We start from the raw sequence: 14,702 nt of genomic DNA, 5'->3' as shown, positions 1-14,702 counted from the left end.
CGCGGTGATCGTTCCGACAAGCGTCCGCCGCGCGGCGCGCGGCGACCCCTCGACCCTCCTCGGTCGGGGGGTCGTCGTGAGTGCTGCCGCGATGTGAGCAGAAACCGGTGCTGGAGCACCGGTTTCTGCTCACATGCGCGGTAGCGCACCCAGCAGCTCGGCGCGGATCTCCGGACGGCCGGCCGCGACGAGCGTGAACGCCGCCTCGCGCGCCAGACGCCGGGCCGGGTGGCGCCCGACGATCGCCCGGCTGCCCACCGCGACGGTCAGGATCGCGGCGGCACGGACGGCGAGCGCGGAGGCCGCCGCGCGGGCCGGCGCCATCCGCGGGGCGTCGGCGAGGCCGGCGTCGAGGTCGTCGCGGGCCGCGTCGAGCGCCTTGCGCAGGGCCGCCGCGGTGTCGGGCTCGCCGGCCTCGCCCACCAGCGCGGCACAGCGCCCGGCCACCCCGAGGGCCAGGCAGCCGTTGACGCGCGCGCTGACGTGCTGGCCCGCCAGGAACTCCGCGCGCGTCGGAGTCGCGACCACCGCGTCGTCACCGACCCACCACCCGTCGACGTCGAGGCGCACGGTGCGACTGCCGTTGGCCGCGGCGAGCTCGAGGGGATGGACGGTGAGCCCGCGTGCCTCGGTCGCCGGGACGAGCAGGGAGACGACGCGCGCGTGCTCGTCGTCGGCGTCCGCGGTGGCCGCATCGCGTGCCGAGACCTGCAGCAGGTCGACGATGCCCCAACCGGTGACCAGCGGGGCGACGCCGTCGAGGCGCCAGCCACCCTCGACGGCGGTGGCCCAGAGCTTCGGCGGCTGCGGGATCGCGCCGGCGAAGGCCACGCCGCCCCGTGTGACGCCGCGGACGGCGTCGACGAGGTGCCGCTCACGCAGCGCCGCGTTCGGCGTCGCGGACAGCCCCCGCAGCACCCCGTGGTGCTGCATCCACGTGAACGTCGTCGTCAGGCACGCGCCGGCAAGGGTCTCGACGACGCCGACGAAGTCGTCGAACGCGACGTCGTCCGAGGCCGCGAGCCCGTAGAGGCCCGCGTCGGCCAGCGCGCGGAAGTGACTCTCCGGGATCGTCGAGGTGCGGTCGACCTCGTCCGCCGCCGGGGCCAGCACGTCGGCGGCGACCTCGCGCGCCCGGTCCAGCACGTCGCCCATGACACTCGAGGATAGCTTCCGGCGATCAGCAAGTAAGGCTAGCCTCACCTTCATGTCGTCCCGTGGTGCCCGCTGATGCCCTCGCTCCCCGCGCCCCTCGCCGCCCGGGCCGAACGCTGGTTCGGACGGCCGGCCACCGTCGTCGAGGTCGTCGACCTCTCGCCCGGCCTCGTGCGGGTCGGGTTCGTCGGCCCCTCCTGGCGCGGACGGCCCTGGGTCCGGGGCCAGGAGGTGGAGTTCCGCGTCGGCGACCGGGAGTTCCGCCACTACACGCCGGCCGACGTCGACCCGAGTCGCGGTCGGTTCGACGTGGTCTTCGTGCGGCACGGCGACGGACCCGGGACGGCCTGGCTCGCGGCCCTGCAGCTCGGCACCGAGGTCGGTGTCATGGGCCCGGGTGGCGGGGTCCGCCGTGAGCCCGATCGCCGCGAGCTGTTCCTCGGCGACGCGAGCGCGCTGGGCCTGTTCGCCGCCGTGGTGCCGACCTCGGGCGACGCGCGGGGGGCGGTCGAGGTGCCGTCCGCGGACCTCGGCGCGGCCGCGGCGCTCGTCCCCGCGCTCGACGTGGTCGTCGCCGGCGCCGTGCCGGGCATCGCCCTCGACGCCTGGCTCGACGGCTGGATCTACGGCGGGGTCGCCGACCGCGAGCCCGCCCCCGAGCAGGTGTGCCTCGCCGGCCACGTCGGCACGATCGAGGAGCTGCGCCGCCGGGTCCGCCTGCAGTACGGGCTCGGGCGCCGGGCCATCGCCACCAAGGCGCACTGGGCCGACGGGAAACAGGGGTTGTGACCGTGCGCCCCGAGCTCACCGGCGTCCCCGAGACGACCCTGTGGACCCTGCACAACCGGGCCGCCGAGGCGCGCCGGCCCGACGCCGCGTTCCACGACCCGTGGGCCATCGAGGCCCTGGGGCGGCTGACCTACCCCTACACGGAGCGCTTCGGCACCCCGAGCCAGACGCACGCCCTGCGCGCCCGGGCCTTCGACGACGCCCTGCACGCCTTCCTGGGCGAGCACCCGGACGCGACGGTCGTCGCGCTCGGCGAGGGCCTCCAGACCACGTACTGGCGCCTCGGCGAGCCCGACGTCGACTGGATCAGCGTCGACATGCCCGAGGTGCTCGCCCTGCGCGAGCAGCTGCTGCCGGCGGCCCCGCGGATCCGGCACGTGGCCCGGTCGGCCCTGGACCGGGACTGGACGGACGGCCTCGGCGACGCCCCGACGATCGTCACCGCCGAGGGCCTGCTCATGTACTTCACGCGCGAGCAGGCGCTGAGCCTGCTCGCCGACTGCGCGGCGCGGTTCCCGGGCGGGCAGATCCTCTTCGACACCATCCCGCCGTGGTTCAGCCGCCGCACCGTGCGCGGGCTCGACCTCACCCCGGCCTACCGGGCGCCGGCGATGCCGTTCGGCATCACGGTCACCGACGTGCTCGCCCTGCCGCGCCTGGTGCCGGGGCTCGAGAGCGTCGACGACCTCGGCCTGCCCGACGGGCGGTGGCCCTTCCGGCGGTGGGTGGTGCGGGCGGTCGGCGCCGTCCCCGTGCTGGGCACGAACCGCCCCGGGCTCTTCCGCGGGCGGTTCGCGGGGCGACCCCGCGGCGCATGAGCGATGACACCCGAGGCCAGGCCCGCGACGGCGCGGGCGTGTGTGTCGAGGCTGTGACGGCGTTCCGCACCACCCTCGGGGGTGGGGGACCCCCGCTACCCTGACTCCCATGTCCGAGACCGTCGCGCCCCGCACGGCCGCGGTCGACGACTACATCAAGGCGATCTACGCGGTCTACGAGCGCGGCGAGGGCCCGGCGTCGACCACCGCGCTGGCCAAGCGCCTCGGGGTCGGCGCGTCCTCGGTGTCCGGGATGCTGAAGAAGCTGACCGACCAGGGGCTCGTGGAGCACCGCCCCTACGGCGGGGTGCGGCTCACCGACGGCGGCACCCGCGCGGCGCTCGACGTGCTGCGCCGTCACCGGCTGCTCGAGACCTACCTCGTCCGTGAGCTCGGCTACGGATGGGACGAGGTGCACGACGAGGCCGAGGTCCTCGAACACCACGTGTCCACCACACTGCTGGACCGCATGGACGCGCGCCTGGGGCATCCGCGCTTCGACCCCCACGGCGACCCGATCCCCGCCGCCGACGGCACGGTCGCCGACTTCGCCGGGCGGCGGTTCGCGACCCTCGAGCCCGGGGACCGCGGGCGGCTCGTGCGCGTCGACGACACCGAGCCCGCGATGCTCACGTGGCTGCGCGAGCAGCAGGTGGAGCTCGGCGTGACGTTGGAGCTCCTCGCGCGACGTCCGTTCGGCGGCCCCTTCCAGGTCCGCGTCTCGGGTCCGGCGCCGGATGCCGACCTCGACCTCGGTCCCGAGCTCGCCGACGCCCTCTGGGTCGACGATGTCGTCCCGGGGGTGTTCCATCGGGCGTCCGCAACGTAGAGTTCGGCCAGCCGAACTTTGCGGGTAGGCCGGGGCGAAATCTCCGGGCCCGAGCGGGACGGGGTGGTCGCGGATGACACTGGACGAGCTTCCCCGCGGCCAGCGGGCCGTGGTCACCGCACTCGACATCCGTGGGGGCGAACGCCGCCGGCTGATGGACCTCGGGCTGCTGCCCGGCGCCGCCATCCGCGCCGACATGACCAGCCCGCTCGGCGACCCCACCGCCTACGAGGTCCGCGGCGCGCTCGTCGTCCTGCGCCGGGGCCAGGCGAAGACCGTGCACGTCGAGGCCGGGGACCGGTAGACCGTGGGGGCCCCGCTGCCGTCGCCCGGCGTCGGCCCCCCGCCCGCCGGGGACGCGTGCGGTTCCTGTGCGCTGGCTCCCGACGCGACCCGTCCGGGCCCGCTCGGGCTCGATCCCGGCCGCTACGACCACGTGATCGCGCTCGCCGGCAACCCGAACACCGGCAAGAGCACCGTCTTCAACGCGCTGACCGGGCTGCGCCAGCACGTCGGCAACTGGGCGGGCAAGACCGTCGCGCGCGCCGAGGGCGGCTTCTCCTACGGCGGCGCCGGTTACCGGATCGTGGACCTCCCGGGCACGTACTCGCTGCTGTCCACCAGCACCGACGAGGACGTCGCCCGCGACGTGCTGCTCTTCGGGCGCCCGGACGTCGTCGTGGTCGTCGTCGACGCGACGCGTCTCGAGCGCAACCTGCCCCTGGTGCTGCAGATCCGCCAGATCACCGGGCGCGTGGTCGTCGCGCTCAACCTCGTCGACGAGGCCCGCCGCCACGGCATCACCGTCGACACCCGCCATCTCATCCGTGAGCTCGGCGTCCCCGTCGTCGCCACCGCCGCCCGTCGCGGCCGGGGCCTGCCCGACCTGCTCGCGGCGATCGCCCGGGTCGCGACCGCCGACGACCCGCCGAAGCCGCTGCGCCTGGTCCACCGCGACCCGGCGCTCGAGCGGGCCGTCGCCGACCTCGCGAGGCAGGTCGAGGCGCGCTTCCCCGGCGTACCCAACAGCCGCTGGGTCGCGCTGCGCCTGCTCGAGGGCGACGCCGGCATCGAGCAAGCGGTGCGGAGCGGCACCCTGGGCGACCTGGCGACGCCGCTGGAGCCCGCCGGATGACCGACCTCCTCGACGAGGCCGCCCGCCTGCGCCGCGGCCTCTCCGACGATCCTTCCGACGACCTCGCCGACCGGATCGTCGAGTCGCTCTACACCGACGCGGCCCGGATCGCCGAGACCAGCGTCGACCGCGACGACGCCCGCGCGAAGCTCACCGTCGACCGCGCCCTCGACCGCGTACTCACCCACCGCGTGTGGGGCTTCGTCGCGATGGGCGTGCTGTTCTTCGGCGTCTTCTGGTTCACGATCGCGGGCGCCGCGGTCCCCTCGGACCTGCTCTACGTGCTGCTCGTCGAGAACGGCCACGCGTGGCTTCGTGAGCTGTTCGAGGCCGTCGGGTCGCCGGGGTGGGTCACCGGCCTGCTCGTCGACGGTGTCTACCTCGCCACGGCGTGGGTGGTCGCGGTGATGCTGCCGCCGATGGCGATCTTCTTCCCGCTGTTCACGCTGCTCGAGGACTTCGGCTACCTGCCGCGCGTGGCGTTCAACCTCGACCGGCTCTTCGCCCGCTCCGGCGCCCACGGCAAGCAGGCGCTGACGATGATGATGGGCTACGGCTGCAACGCCGCCGGCGTGACGGCCACACGGATCATCGACAGCCGCCGCGAGCGCCTGATCGCGATCATCACGAACAACTTCAGCATCTGCAACGGCCGCTGGCCGACGCTGATCCTCATGGGCACGATCTTCGTCGGCGCCGTCGTGCCGCCGGCGCTCGCGGGGTTCGTCGCCGCGGGCAGCGTCGTCGCCGTGGTGATCGTCGGGATCGGCGTGACGCTCGCGGTGTCGTGGCTGCTCTCGCGCACCGTGCTGCGCGGCGAGAGCTCGGTGTACTCGCTGGAGCTGCCGCCGTACCGCCCGCCGCAGGTGTGGCGCACGCTCTACACCAGCATCATCGACCGCACGCTCAAGGTGCTGCGTCGCGCGCTGGTGATGGCCGCCCCGGCCGGCGCGGTGATCTGGCTGATCGGCAACGTGCACCTCGGCGACGCCAGCGTGGCCGCGCACCTCGTCACCGCGCTGGACCCGGTGGGCTGGGTGATCGGCCTCAACGGCGTCATCCTGCTCGCCTACCTGGTGGCCGTGCCGGCCAACGAGATCATCATCCCGACCATCGTCATGTTGACCCTCACCCTCGGCGCGAACACCCTCGGCGCCGCGCCCGGGGTCATGCTCGAGCTGGGTGACGACGCGCAGGTCGGCCAGGTGCTCGTCACCGCGGGCGGCTGGACGCTGCTCACCGCGGTCAACCTCATGCTGTTCACCCTGCTGCACAACCCCTGCAGCACCACGGTGCTGACGATCTGGAACGAGACCCGCAGCGTGCGCTGGACGACACTCGCCACCCTGCTGCCCCTCGGGCTCGGCTTCGCCGTCTGCGCCCTCACCGCCGGCCTCGCGCGTCTGGCCGGCTGGGTGTGATCCCTCGACACCTCCGCGCCGGTCAGCGCTCACCAGGTCAGCGCTCACCAGGTCAGCGCTCACCAGGTCAGCGTGCCGCCGGTCTGGTACTCGGTCACGCGCGTCTCGAAGAAGTTCTTCTCCTTCGTGAGGTCCATCGACTCGCTCATCCAGCCGAAGGGGTTCTCACGTTCGCCGTAGAGCGCCGCGAGGCCCAGCTGGGCGCAGCGCCGGTCGGCGATGAAGCGCATGTACTGCTCGCACGACTCCGCCGAGAGCCCGAGCATGCCGCGCGGCAGCGTGTCGCGGCCGTAGGCGATCTCGAGCTCGCAGCCCTCGGCGAGCATCGTGCGGATCTCCTCGGTGAACGACGAGGTCCACAGGTGCGGGTTCTCCGCGGCGATCTGGTTGATCACGTCGACGCCGAAGTTCAGGTGGATCGACTCGTCGCGCAGGATGTACTGGTACTGCTCGGCGATGCCGACCATCTTCCCGCGCCGACCGAGCGAGAGGATCTGCGCGAACCCGGTGTAGAACCACATGCCCTCGAACACGACGTAGAACGCGACGAGGTCGCGCAGGAACGCCTGGTCGGCCCCGGTCGTGCCGGTGCGGAAGTCCGGATCCTCCAGCGTCTTCGTCCGATCGAGCGCCCACGCCGCCTTGTCGGTGATCGACGGGACCTCGCGGTAGGCGTTGAACAGCTCGCCCTCGTCGAGACCCAGCGACTCGCAGATGTACTGGAACGTGTGCGTGTGGACGGCCTCCTCGAAGGCCTGGCGCAGCAGGTACTGCCGGCACTCGGGGTTGGTGAGGTGCCGGTACACCGCGAGCACGATGTTGTTCGCGACCAGCGACTCCGAGGTCGCGAAGAAGCCGAGGTTGCGCTTGACCATGTGGCGCTCGTCGGGCGTGAGCCCGTCCGGTGACCGCCAGAGTGCGATGTCGGCCTGCATCGAGACCTCGGAGGGCATCCAGTGGTTCGCGCAGCCGGCGAGGTACTTCTCCCACGCCCAGCGGTACTTCATCGGCAGCAGCTGGTTGACGTCCGCGCGCGCGTTGATCATGCGCTTGTCGGAGACGTCGACGCGCTCGGCGCCGCGCTCGATCGTGTCCAGTCCGGTACTCACTGGCAGGCCTCGCAGTCGGGGTCGTCGATGGAGCAGGCGGGAGACGGAGCGGACGACGGCGCCGTCGGGACGACGGCGTTGAGCTTGCCGTCGGACACCGCGAGCGTGGACTTCTCCACGCGAGTCGCCGCCTGCGAGCGCAGGTAGTACGTCGTCTTGAGGCCGCGCTCCCAGGCGAGCTGGTACAGCGCGTCGAGCGCCCGGCCGTCGGGGCGGGAGACGTAGAGGTTGAGCGACTGGGCCTGGTCGAGCCACTTCTGGCGCCGGGCCGCCGCCTCGACCAGCCACGTCGAGTCGATCTCGAACGCGGTGGCGTAGAGCTCCTTGATGTCGTCGGGCACGCGGTCGATCCCGCCGAGCGCACCGTCGAAGTACTTGAGGTCCGAGACCATCACCGCGTCCCAGAGCCCGCGCTCGGCGAGATCGCGGACGAGGTGGTCGTTGACCACGGTGAAGTCACCGCTCATGTTCGCCTTGACGTACAGGTTGCGGTAGAGCGGCTCGATCGACGCGGTGACCCCGGTGATGTTGGCGATGGTCGCCGTGGGGGCGATCGCCATGACGTTGGAGTTCCGCATCCCCTGCCGCTGCACCCGCTCGCGCAGCGAGGACCAGTCGAGGCGCTGCGTGCGGTCGAGGGTCAGCTCGCCCTCGGCGCGGGTCGCCGCGAGCAGCTCCACCGAGTCGATCGGCAGCACGCCCCGGCTCCACAGCGAGCCGTCGAACGAGGCGTAGCGGCCGCGCTCGGCCGCGAGGTCGGACGAGGCGGCGATCGCGTGGTAGCTGACGTGCTCCGTCGAGACGTCGGCGAACTCCACGGCGCCCTGCGAGGCGACCGGGATGCGCTGCGCGAACAGCGCGTCCTGGTAACCCATGATCCCCAGGCCCACCGGGCGGTGGCGCAGGTTCGACCGCCGGGCCGACGGGATCGTGTAGAAGTTGACGTCCACGACGTTGTCGAGCATCCGCACGGCGGTGCGCACGGTGCGGGCGAGCTTGTCGGCGTCGATGCCGTCCTCGTTCACGTGCCGCGCGAGGTTCACCGAGGCGAGGTTGCAGACCGCGACCTCCTCGGCGCCCGTCGCCGCCGTCGTGTTCAGCGTGATCTCGGTGCACAGGTTCGAGGAGTGCACGACGCCCGCGTGCTGCTGCGGGGAGCGCACGTTGCACGGGTCCTTGAACGTGATCCACGGATGCCCCGTCTCGAACAGCATCGTCAGCATCCGTCGCCACAGGTCCACGGCGCGCACCGTCCGGAAGACCGTCCGTTCGCCGCGCGCCGCCGCGGCCTCGTGCGCCCGGTAGGCCCGCGCGAACGCGTCGCCGTGCAGGTCGTGCAGGTCGGGCACCTCGTCGGGCGAGAACAGCGTCCATTCGGTGTCGGCACGCACCCGGCGCAGGAACTCGTCGGGCACCCAGTTCGCGGTGTTCATGTCGTGGGTGCGCCGGCGGTCGTCGCCGGTGTTCTTGCGCAGGTCGAGGAACTCCTCGACGTCGATGTGCCAGGTCTCCAGGTAGGCGCACACGGCGCCCTTGCGCTTGCCGCCCTGGTTGACCGCCACCGCGGTGTCGTTGGCGATCTTCATGAACGGGACGACGCCCTGCGACTCGCCGTTGGTGCCGCGGATGTGGGCTCCGGTGCCGCGCACCGGGGTCCAGTCGTTGCCGAGCCCTCCCGCGTACTTCGACAGCAGCGCGTTGTCGCTGATCCCGCCGAAGATGCCCGGCAAGTGGTCGGGCAGCGTGGTCAGGAAGCACGACGAGAGCTGCGGGCGCGTGGTGCCGGCGTTGAACAGCGTCGGCGTCGAGCACATGACGTCGAAGGCCGAGAGCAGCCCGTAGAACTCGACGGCCCGGCTCTCACGGTCGATCTCACGCACCGCGAGTCCCATCGCGACGCGCAGGAAGAACGCCTGCGGCATCTCGTAGCGCTCGCCGCGCACGTGCAGGAAGTAGCGGTCGTAGAGGGTCTGCAGGCCCAGGAACGTGAAGTCGAGGTCCCGCTCGGGTCGCAGGGCGCTCGCGAGCCGGTCGAGGTCGAACTCGCCGAGCGCCGGGTCGAGGTGCCCGACCTCGATGCCGCGCCGCACGTACGCGGTGAGGTAGGCCGGGTAGGCCTCGACGGCCTCGGCGTGGTCGGCGGGCTCGGGCAGCCCGACGGCGGCGAACGCTTCGCGACGCAGCACGTCGAGCAGCAGGCGGGCGCTCGCGACGGAGTGGTCGGGGTCGGTCTCGACCAGCGAGCGGGCCGCGAGCACCGGCGCCTGGTCGAGCTCGGCGGCGCTGATGCCGTCGTAGAGCAGCCGGCGGGTCTCGGCGAGCACCCGGTCGGCGTCGGCGCCGGGCAGGCCATCGCACGCCTCGGTGATCACGCGCTGCAGGCGGTCGAGGTCGACGGGAGCGGTCGTGCCGTCCGCGTGACGGACGTGCAGCTCGGCCGGCGGCGCCGGCGCGGTCGCGCGGGCGCGGGCGTGCTCCTCGCGGTAGAGGACGTAGGACCGCGCGACCTGGTGGTGGCCGGCCCGCATGAGGGCGAGCTCGACCTGGTCCTGGATCTCCTCGATGTGCACGGCGCGGTCCGGCCGCGGGTCATCGGTCCGACTCCGCTGCGCTGCGTGTCCCGCGTGCCGCAGGAGCGCCAGCTCGACGGCCTCGGTCAGCTCGGCGACGACCGCGCGGACCCGGCTGGACGCCGCGGCGTCGGTGCCCTCGACGTCGAGGAACGCCCGCGTCAGCGCGGACGAGATCTTCGTGGGGTCGAACGGGGTGGTCTGCCCGGTGCGGCGGATGACCGGGACGGTGGACGGGGCCTGGTCGCCCCGCGACGCGGGGGAACTCTCGACGGTGGTCAGGGCCTGCTCCTCGTGGCTCGCTGCCCGTGGACCCGAGCCCTGGAGGAGATGCGCGACCGCGCGGAGGTGCTCGGCACCGCCCGCCCGCCCGGCCCTCCCACGAGGCCGCGGACCCGAGCACGCCGGCGGCGTGCCCACCGATGGCAGGTCTTCGGACTCGCGGGCACGGCACCTGCTGGTGCCGCCTACTGGCCGTCGCTTCCCAGGTCCCGCGAGACCCAGTGCTCGTGACGGCGGTCGTTCCCACTCACCGCTGCGGGGCAGTCCCGGATTCGCACCGGGTTCCCTGTTGCCACCCGGACCGCCGCGAGGACGGGCCGGGAACCATCGACGCCGCGGACCCTACATCTGGGTGTGTCGACACGATCGGACCACCACATGATCGACACAGCGTGTCGTGAGCGGGCAGCCGTGAACCACGGCACACACCTCATCGCTTCATGAGATGTCGATGTTGATGCATTCTCCTCATCGACGCCGAGGAGGTCCGTTGTGTCTGCTTCATCCGGTCGCCGGAGATCGCGACCCTGGCTCGTCCTGATGGCCGTGGGCGCGATGGTGCTGGCGGGATGCGGCGGGCGGCCGGAGCCGGCCGCGGTGGGACCGGGCGGGATCACCGAGGTCAACTGCGGCCTGCCCGTCACTGTCCCGGCTCCCCCGCAGCGGGTCTACGCGCTCTACCAGCCGGCGGCCGAGGCGGTCCACGCCCTCGGGCTCTCCGACCGCCTCGTCGGCACGTCGTACCACGGGGCGCCGGTCCTGCCTCAGCACGCCGAGGCCCAGGCACGGGTCCCGAACATCCCCGACCTGCCGTCGCGGGAGGCGCTGCTCGCCACGAACCCGGACTTCGTGCTGGCGGGCTTCAACAACGCCTTCGCCACCAGCGGCTCGGAGAGCATCAGCACCCGCGCCGACCTGGGTCGGCTGGGGATCGCCTCCTGGATCAACGCCCCCTTGTGCCCCAGCCAGGACGGCCTGTCGGACGAGGCGATCGACCCGGCGTCGGTGCGCATGGAGACGGTCTACGCGGACCTGCGGGGACTCGGGCGGCTGTTCGGGGTGCCCGAGCGCGCCGACGCGGTCGTGGCCGATCTGCAGGGTCGCGTCGACGCGGTGGCCCGGCAGGTCGCGGGCCGTCCCGCGCCGCGGGTCGCGATCCTGCTCAACGACGACGACGGCAGCTACCGGGTCGCGTCGGGCATCGACTTCGGGACCCAGGTGCTGGCGATGGCCGGGGCGCAGAACGCGTTCGCCGACCTCACCGAGCGCCGGCACGTCGCGGTGAGCAAGGAGGAGCTGGCCGCCCGCAACCCGGACGTCATCCTCACGTCGACCTGCTGCGACCCGGCGACGATCGGGCCCGACGGCGAGGCGGACGTCGCGCAGATCCTGAACGACCCCGCGCTGGGCGCGGTGCGGGCCGTCCAGGAGCGGCGGGTCTTCCCGTTCCTGTTCGAGGACCGTGCCGCCGGGGTACGCGGCCCGTACGCGGCCGAGACGGTCGCCGGTCTCGTCCACCGGTAGTGACGGCGTCCGCGGCGCTGCCCGGGCGGACCGGCCGGACCCGGCGGCGGGCGCCGCTCGGCGCGCCGGGAGTTCTCGTGGTGTCCGCCGTCCTGGTGGCGCTGGCGACCGTGACCTCGCTCAAGATCGGCAGCCGGCCGCTGTCGTGGGCCGAGCTCCACGACGGGCTGTGGCACTTCGCGGGCCGGCCCTCGGACATCGTGGTCCGCCACGTCCGGGTGCCGCGGACAGCGGCGGGCCTTCTCGCCGGTGCCTGCCTCGGTCTGGCCGGGTGCATCGCCCAGGGCGTCACCCGCAACCCGCTCGCCGGCCCCGGCACACTCGGCGTCAACGCGGGCGCGGCGGCGGCGATGATCGCGGCGATGTCGGTCACCGGCGTCGGCGCGCTCGCCGGCTACGTGTGGTTCGGGCTCGCGGGCGGCGCGCTGGCCACGGTCACCGTCTACGCGATCGGCGGCGCCGGGCGCGACGGCGTCACCCCGATCAAGCTCGCCCTGGCCGGCGCGGCGGTGTCGGCCCTGGTCATGGCGGCCGTCTCGGCGATCGTGCTGCTCGACCGCGATCTCTTCGCCCGCTTCCGGTACTGGATCATCGGCTCGCTCGCCCGCGCCGACCTGGCGACCGTCGTGCAGGCCGTCCCCCTCGCCGTGGTCGGCGGTCTCCTCGCGGCGGTGCTCGTCCGCCGGCTCGACGCCGTGGCCCTGGGCGATGACACCGCGCGGAGCCTGGGGGCGAGTCCGGGGACGACACGGGCGCTCGGGCTCGCGGCCCTCGTCGTGCTCGCCGGGACCGCCACCGCGATCGCCGGGCCGGTGGCGTTCGTCGGTCTCGTCGCCCCGCACGTCGCGCGGCCGCTGGTGGGCACCGCGCACCGCTGGGTGCTCCCCGTGGCCGCGCTGCTGGCCGCGGCCGTGGTGCTGCTGGCCGACGTGGTCGGCCGCGTGGTCATCGCTCCCGAGGAGATCCAGATCGGCGTGACCGCCGCGATCGTCGGCGGTCCGTTCTTCGTTCACCTCGTCCGGACCCGGAAGGTGGCCGTGCTGTGACCGTCGTGGTGCGCCGGGGCGGGTTCTCGACCCGCTTCCGGCTCCGGGGTCTCGCGGTCGGCGTGCTCGCCGCCGTCGCCGCCGGCGGGATCGCGTTCATCGGGATCGGGTTCGGGCAGTACCCGATGTCGCTCCGGACCGTGTGGGACACGCTGGCCGGGTCCGGGACGATCATCACCTACGACATCGTCGTGCTCGACCGGCTGCCACGGGCCCTGGCCGGCGTGCTGGTCGGGGCCGCGTTCGGGGTGGCGGGCGCCGTGCTGCAACGGATCGCGCGCAACCCCCTGGTCAGCCCCGACGTCATCGGGGTGAACGCGGGCGCGTCCGCCGGCGCCGTCGTGATGATCCTGGGGGTCGGCGCGTCCGCGGCCGGGGTCACGGCGGGAGCGCTCGCCGGCGCGGCGCTGGCCACCGCGGCGGTGTACGTCCTGGCCTACCGCCACGGGTTCTCCGGGTACCGCCTGGTGCTGGTGGGGATCGGGATCGCCGCGATGCTCACCGCGGCCGCCACCTTCATGCTCGGCCGGGCCGACGTCAACGCGGCGTACCAGGCCGCCGTCTGGCTCGTCGGCAGCCTCACCGGCCGGGGCTGGCCGGACGTGGTCCCGGTGGCGGCGGCGGTCGCGGTGCTGGTGCCGGCCGCGATCGTGCTGACCCGTCACCTCGCCCTGCTCGAGCTCGACGACGACCTCGCGCGCGCCCTCTCCCGACGGATCCACCGCGCGCGTCTCGGCCTGCTCGCGTGCGCGGTCGGCCTGTCCGCCCTGGCCACCGCGGCGGCGGGGCCGGTCGGGTTCGTCGCCCTCGTCGCGCCCCAGGTCGTGCGCCGTCTGCTCGGCGAGCGCAGCCCCGGGCTCGTCCCGTCGGCCGCGGTCGGCGCCCTCGTCGTCGCCGCCACCGACCTGATCGCCCGCATGGCGTTCGCCCCGCGCGAGCTGCCGGTCGGGGTGCTGACCGCCCTCGTCGGCGCACCCGTGCTCATCGCCCTGCTCGTGCGGGCCAACCGGATCGGAGCGAGCGGATGACCCTCTCTGGCGAGGAGCTGCGCCTCGGCTACACCGCGGACCGCATGGTGATCGACGGCCAGTCCGTCGCGCTGCCCGCCGGGCGGATCACCGCGATCGTGGGCCCGAACGCCTGCGGGAAGTCGACGCTGCTGCGCGGCCTCGCCGGGCTGATGCGCCCGGCATCGGGCCGAGTGCTCCTCGACGGCGACGAGCTCTCCCGCCTGCCCGCCCTCGAGCTGGCCCGCCGCATCGGAGTCCTGCCGCAGGCCCCGGTCGCCCCGGACGGGATCACCGTCGCCGACCTCGTCGGCCGCGGCCGCCACCCGTACCAGCGGTGGTTCCGGCAGTGGTCGGCCGACGACGAGGCGGCGGTCACCACCGCGCTCGCCGCCACCGGACTCGAGGAGCTGGCCGAGCGGCCGGTCGCCGAGCTGTCCGGCGGCCAGCGCCAGCGGGCCTGGATCGCGCTCGTCCTGGCCCAGGGCCCGCAGACGATGTTGCTCGACGAGCCGACGTCGTTCCTCGACCTCGCCCACCAGCTCGACGTCCTCGACCTGCTGCGGACCATCAACGCCGACCGGGGACGCACCGTGGTGATGGTGCTGCACGACCTGGAGCTCGCCGGCCGGTACGCCCACCACGTGATCGCCATGCGCGACGGCGCGATCCACGCGCAGGGCCCGCCCTCCGAGGTGATCACCGAGGACGTCGTCGCCGCGGTGTTCGGGGTCGACGCCCTGGTGCTCGAGGACCCGCTGACCGGGACGCCGCTCGTGCTGCCCCGTCCCCGGACATGACGACGGCCCCGCCCCTCGAAGGAGGGCGGGGCCGTCGGGGAAGCGTCAGACGGAGGTGGTCTCCGTCCTGCGCTCCGGCACGTCGTCCTTCGCGAGGCGACGCTCGACGAGCGCACCGAACACGAGGCCGAGCACCGTCCACAGCAGCGCCTGCGCGCCGAACGACGCGACACGGAACGCGTAGAGCACGTCCGGGTCGAAGCCGGGGAAGACGATC

The 14,702-nt window shown here is 73.6% G+C and carries 14 protein-coding genes and 1 riboswitch; of the genes, 10 read left to right on the top strand and 4 right to left on the bottom strand.

The window, feature by feature from the left end; all coding sequences use genetic code 11:
- Positions 1-129: 129 nt before the first annotated feature.
- Positions 130-1,155: an acyl-CoA dehydrogenase family protein gene (locus AC2A1K_RS20370; RefSeq protein WP_483898140.1), complete on the bottom strand. Its 1,026-nt coding sequence runs from the start codon at positions 1,153-1,155 to the stop codon at positions 130-132.
- A 75-nt stretch (positions 1,156-1,230) separates the two neighbouring features.
- On the opposite strand from AC2A1K_RS20370, the gene AC2A1K_RS20365 reads away from it, so the two are divergent.
- From AC2A1K_RS20365 to AC2A1K_RS20340, 6 genes are all read left to right on the top strand, one after another.
- On the top strand, positions 1,231-1,944 hold the full coding sequence (locus tag AC2A1K_RS20365) for a siderophore-interacting protein (RefSeq protein ID WP_483898139.1): 714 nt from the start codon (positions 1,231-1,233) through the stop codon (positions 1,942-1,944).
- A gap of 2 nt (positions 1,945-1,946) precedes the next feature.
- Positions 1,947-2,762, top strand: coding sequence for a class I SAM-dependent methyltransferase (locus AC2A1K_RS20360; protein ID WP_483898138.1), 816 nt, complete (start codon positions 1,947-1,949; stop codon positions 2,760-2,762).
- Positions 2,763-2,871: 109 nt separating this feature from the next.
- The gene (locus tag AC2A1K_RS20355) at positions 2,872-3,591 is read left to right on the top strand and encodes a metal-dependent transcriptional regulator (RefSeq protein WP_483898137.1); all 720 of its coding nucleotides are present in this window, start codon (positions 2,872-2,874) and stop codon (positions 3,589-3,591) included.
- Positions 3,592-3,664: 73 nt separating this feature from the next.
- Positions 3,665-3,895, top strand: coding sequence for a FeoA family protein (locus AC2A1K_RS20350; protein ID WP_483898136.1), 231 nt, complete (start codon positions 3,665-3,667; stop codon positions 3,893-3,895).
- A 3-nt stretch (positions 3,896-3,898) separates the two neighbouring features.
- Positions 3,899-4,726: a FeoB small GTPase domain-containing protein gene (locus AC2A1K_RS20345; protein WP_483898135.1), complete on the top strand. Its 828-nt coding sequence runs from the start codon at positions 3,899-3,901 to the stop codon at positions 4,724-4,726.
- Positions 4,723-6,147 (top strand): nucleoside recognition domain-containing protein, encoded by a 1,425-nt coding sequence (locus AC2A1K_RS20340; RefSeq protein ID WP_483898134.1) that lies wholly within the window; start codon positions 4,723-4,725, stop codon positions 6,145-6,147. Before AC2A1K_RS20345 ends, AC2A1K_RS20340 begins: the two co-directional genes overlap by 4 nt.
- Positions 6,148-6,206: 59 nt before the next feature.
- Here the strand turns inward: AC2A1K_RS20340 and AC2A1K_RS20335 are convergent, their stop codons facing one another.
- Complete coding sequence (locus AC2A1K_RS20335; protein WP_483898230.1) at positions 6,207-7,262, bottom strand: ribonucleotide-diphosphate reductase subunit beta; 1,056 nt, start codon at positions 7,260-7,262, stop codon at positions 6,207-6,209.
- Complete coding sequence (locus tag AC2A1K_RS20330; protein WP_483898229.1) at positions 7,253-10,108, bottom strand: ribonucleoside-diphosphate reductase subunit alpha; 2,856 nt, start codon at positions 10,106-10,108, stop codon at positions 7,253-7,255. The genes AC2A1K_RS20335 and AC2A1K_RS20330 overlap by 10 nt, the downstream gene beginning before the upstream one ends.
- A 135-nt stretch (positions 10,109-10,243) precedes the next feature.
- Positions 10,244-10,441, bottom strand: a riboswitch (cobalamin riboswitch).
- 207 nt (positions 10,442-10,648) lie between these two features.
- Between AC2A1K_RS20330 and AC2A1K_RS20325 the strand changes: the two genes are divergently transcribed.
- The 4 genes from AC2A1K_RS20325 to AC2A1K_RS20310 are packed head-to-tail and all read left to right on the top strand — an operon-like array spanning position 10,649 to position 14,485.
- Positions 10,649-11,632 carry an ABC transporter substrate-binding protein gene (locus AC2A1K_RS20325; RefSeq protein WP_483898133.1) on the top strand — a complete coding sequence of 328 codons (984 nt, stop codon included), beginning with the start codon at positions 10,649-10,651 and terminating at the stop codon, positions 11,630-11,632.
- Positions 11,632-12,678, top strand: coding sequence for a FecCD family ABC transporter permease (locus tag AC2A1K_RS20320; RefSeq protein ID WP_483898132.1), 1,047 nt, complete (start codon positions 11,632-11,634; stop codon positions 12,676-12,678). Before AC2A1K_RS20325 ends, AC2A1K_RS20320 begins: the two co-directional genes overlap by 1 nt.
- A complete protein-coding gene (locus AC2A1K_RS20315) occupies positions 12,675-13,706 on the top strand; it encodes a FecCD family ABC transporter permease (protein ID WP_483898131.1) in 1,032 nt (343 codons plus the stop codon). The genes AC2A1K_RS20320 and AC2A1K_RS20315 overlap by 4 nt, the downstream gene beginning before the upstream one ends.
- Positions 13,703-14,485: an ABC transporter ATP-binding protein gene (locus tag AC2A1K_RS20310; RefSeq protein ID WP_483898130.1), complete on the top strand. Its 783-nt coding sequence runs from the start codon at positions 13,703-13,705 to the stop codon at positions 14,483-14,485. The genes AC2A1K_RS20315 and AC2A1K_RS20310 overlap by 4 nt, the downstream gene beginning before the upstream one ends.
- A 45-nt stretch (positions 14,486-14,530) precedes the next feature.
- Here the strand turns inward: AC2A1K_RS20310 and AC2A1K_RS20305 are convergent, their stop codons facing one another.
- Positions 14,531-14,701: a CbtA family protein gene (locus tag AC2A1K_RS20305; RefSeq protein WP_483898228.1), complete on the bottom strand. Its 171-nt coding sequence runs from the start codon at positions 14,699-14,701 to the stop codon at positions 14,531-14,533.
- Between the last annotated feature and the right edge of the window lies 1 nt (position 14,702).

Source organism: Actinomycetospora sp. 2LY8.5, from assembly GCF_057180585.1.
Note: the sequence above shows the minus strand (reverse complement) of the source record. Positions and strands in the feature narration are given on the sequence as shown.